Raw genomic sequence first — 2476 nt, forward strand, 5'->3', positions numbered from 1 at the left:
GCCCAAGGGCCCGCCAAAGGGTCCGCATTGCCGAAGCCGACCACTTGAACCGCCAGCAGGCGGCTTTGTCCCCACGGAGTTTTTCATGCTGACCATTTCGGCCGCAGAGGTCGACCATACGCTGACCTTTCCCGGACTGGTCGAGACGCTGCGCACGGCGTTTCGCGACGGCGCGGTGCAGCCGGTCAGGCACCACCATACGATCGAGCGGCCCGACGGCGCGGCCTCCACCCTGCTTTTGATGCCGGCCTGGACCGACCTCAACGCGGCCGGCACGTCGGCCGGCGGTCACGTCGGCGTCAAGATCGTCACTGTCTCGCCCGACAACAACGCCATCGGCAAGCCGGCGGTGATGGGGCTCTATCTCCTGCTCAACGGTGCCACCGGCGAACCTGAAGCCTTGATCGACGGCCAGCGGCTGACACAGTGGCGCACCGCCTGTGCTTCGGCGCTTGCGGCCTCCTATCTCGCCCGCGACGATGCCTCGCGGTTGCTGGTGGTCGGCGCCGGCGCGCTGTCGCCCTTCCTCGCCAAGGCGCACTCGGCCGTGCGGCCGATCAAGACCATCCGCATCTGGAACCGCACCCCGGACAATGCCGAGAAAGTCGCGGCCGATCTGCGCGCCGAAGGCTTCGCGGCCAGCGCCGCAAGCGATCTCGATGCCGAGCTTGCGCAGGCCGACATCGTCTCCTCGGCAACGATCACGACGACGCCGTTGGTCAAGGGCGCATTGTTGCGGCCAGGAACCCATGTCGACCTGGTCGGCGGCTTTACGCCGACGATGCGCGAGAGCGACGACGACGCGATCAGGCTTGCCCGCGTCTATGTCGACACCCGCGCCGGCGCCACCAAGGAAGCCGGCGACATCGTCCAACCGCTGGCCTCCGGCGTGCTGAAGCCGGAAGCCATCGTCGCCGATCTGCACGAATTGGCGCGCGGCCAGAAGAAGGGCCGCGAGAGCGCCGGTGAGATCACGCTGTTCAAGTCGGTCGGCGCGGCGCTCGAGGATCTTGCCGCCGGCATTGCCGTCTACAAGGCGCTCACGGCCTAGTTTACCGTTGCACCCATTTCGGCGCCCATCGCCTCGGCGATCACATGAAAATCGTGGTCGCCGATTTCAAAAAGGCCAAAGCGAAGCTGATAACCCCAGTTCGACCTGGCCACGGTGAAGTCCAGCCTGTCGAGCAGCGGCTTGATCGGCGCTTCCTCGGCCTTGGCCCACGTCACATCGCGGCGGAACGGCGTGAAGCCGGCGCCCATATCGCCCTGATAAGGCTCGCCTTCCCGCACGATGCCTATCGCCGTGAAAGCCTGCAAGCCATCTTTCTCGCCCAAAACAGTGGTCGGCGAGTAGTAGACGACGCCATCACCCGGCTTGACGCGACGCAGCGGTGCTGCCTTGCCGTGGTTGACCTGCATGAAGCCGCCCTGGCGGCCGCGCCGGACATGTTCGGCCGAGGCCACCGCGATCCAGTACGCGCTCATTTCTGTTCCCCATTGGCCTGTTCCCCATCGGACAGCCAGTAGACGCGCAGGCGATGATTGTCGGGATCGAGCGCGACAAAAGTACGGCCGAAATCCATGTCGGTCGGCGTCTGCAGGATCTTCAGCCCGCGCCCGGACCAGTCGGCATGGGCGGCATCGACCGCATCGGGCGTATCCAGCGCAAACACGATTTCGGCGCCACCGCCTGACGTGGCGGCTGCCGGCTCCACCGTATGGCGCGACCACAGGCCGAGCTTGAAGCCGGCATGGAGCACGAACAGCACGAAGGTCGGCGAACTTTCGACCGGCTCACGGCCAAGCAGCGCGCTGTAGAAGGCACCGCTCTCAAGCGGCTGGTCGACATAGAGGATGACGAAATTCGGGGTGGCCATATCTGCTCTCCAAGGCTCGGTGTTTCGACTTGGCGAACATAAGATAGGTTACTGTCAGATTATGGCAGCAGTCATCACGAACCACGCGGCTTGTCGAGCGTCGCCCGCCATTCCTTGAGCAGCGCCTGGCGACGACGCGGATAGCGCGTGTCTGTTGCTTGGAGTTCGGTGATGCGATCGGTGCGAAAATGCCGGAAATCGTGCCGCATCTCGCACCACGCCACCACCACCCGCACCTTGTCGAAGAAGCCCAGCGCAAATGGCCAAACGACACGCTCGGACGCGGCGCCGCCGGCGTCGCGGTAGAGAAAGCCAAGCTTGCGCTCGTTGCGGATGGCCTGCCGTACGACACCAAGGTCGATGCCCTCGGTGGCCGCGGCGGCAGGGCCGACCAACAGTGTGCTCGCGTCGAGATCCTCGCGCAGATCGTCCGGCAGCACGGCGGCGATCTTGGCCAACGCGTTGGCGGCGGCGGCTGAGAGACGCTGGTCCGGCTGCTTTGCGACCCAGCGCGAGCCGAGCACGATGGCTTCGATCTCCTCGTCGCTGAACATCAGCGGCGGCAGCATGAAGCCGGGCTTGAGCACATAACCCAGCCC

Annotated in this window: 4 protein-coding genes; 1 reads left to right on the forward strand and 3 read right to left on the reverse strand. The window is 65.4% G+C overall.

What is annotated here, in order from left to right; genetic code table 11:
* Positions 1–85 precede the first annotated feature (85 nt).
* Positions 86–1051, forward strand: a complete 966-nt coding sequence (locus EN943_RS36485; RefSeq protein ID WP_127416554.1) for an ornithine cyclodeaminase family protein — start codon at positions 86–88, stop codon at positions 1049–1051.
* On the opposite strand, the gene EN943_RS36490 is transcribed toward EN943_RS36485, so the two are convergent.
* The 3 genes from EN943_RS36490 to EN943_RS36500 form a co-directional block, all read right to left on the reverse strand.
* Entirely contained in the window at positions 1048–1485 is a 438-nt protein-coding gene (locus tag EN943_RS36490) for an EVE domain-containing protein (protein ID WP_127416555.1), read from the reverse strand. The genes EN943_RS36485 and EN943_RS36490 overlap by 4 nt on opposite strands.
* Positions 1482–1877 (reverse strand): VOC family protein, encoded by a 396-nt coding sequence (locus tag EN943_RS36495; RefSeq protein WP_127416556.1) that lies wholly within the window; start codon positions 1875–1877, stop codon positions 1482–1484. The genes EN943_RS36490 and EN943_RS36495 overlap by 4 nt, the downstream gene beginning before the upstream one ends.
* A 74-nt stretch (positions 1878–1951) precedes the next feature.
* On the reverse strand, positions 1952–2476 hold a 525-nt coding region (locus tag EN943_RS36500), incomplete at its 5' end, for a YafY family protein (RefSeq protein ID WP_164778591.1).

The sequence above is a fragment of the Mesorhizobium sp. M7A.F.Ca.US.006.01.1.1 genome (genome assembly GCF_003997935.1).
In the GTDB taxonomy this organism is placed as follows: domain Bacteria; phylum Pseudomonadota; class Alphaproteobacteria; order Rhizobiales; family Rhizobiaceae; genus Mesorhizobium.

Coding starts and splice junctions, on each gene's coding strand:
- EN943_RS36485 (WP_127416554.1), top strand. CDS start 86: ATGCTGACCATTTCGGCCGCAGAGGTCGACCATACGCTGACCTTTCCC.
- EN943_RS36495 (WP_127416556.1), bottom strand. CDS start 1,877: ATGGCCACCCCGAATTTCGTCATCCTCTATGTCGACCAGCCGCTTGAG.
- EN943_RS36490 (WP_127416555.1), bottom strand. CDS start 1,485: ATGAGCGCGTACTGGATCGCGGTGGCCTCGGCCGAACATGTCCGGCGC.